Origin of the sequence: Rahnella sp. PAMC25617 (genome assembly GCF_050606005.1) — a bacterium.
GTDB classification, from domain to species: Bacteria; Pseudomonadota; Gammaproteobacteria; order Enterobacterales; family Enterobacteriaceae; genus Rahnella; species Rahnella variigena.
In genome coordinates, this window is sequence record NZ_JBOCUM010000196.1 from 1 (window position 1) to 228 (window position 228).

1 protein-coding gene is annotated in these 228 nt (G+C 36.0%); it reads left to right on the plus strand.

The window, feature by feature from the left end:
* Positions 1-222, plus strand: a 222-nt coding sequence (locus ACM615_RS24175; protein ID WP_431012674.1) for a hypothetical protein, incomplete at its 5' end; no start/stop codon positions are given.
* Positions 223-228: the final 6 nt, after the last annotated feature.

Consider the following 228-nt stretch of genomic DNA (forward strand, 5'->3'; position numbering starts at 1 on the left):
CTGTTTTTATACGGAGATTGTTTGAGAAAGCAAATTAATGAAGTTCCACCGGAGGAAGTAGCGTATATCGCAGCTGTAGTCAACTTTATTCGTGCGACTGGGAAAGTGATTGAATTTACCTATTTCAATGGCAGTTATATACCCCTTGATTTGAAGAAGTTGAAGAGCAACTTAACTGACTTTTCTTTCATAGAGATAACTGATGAGTTAGAACAGTCTTAAAACATT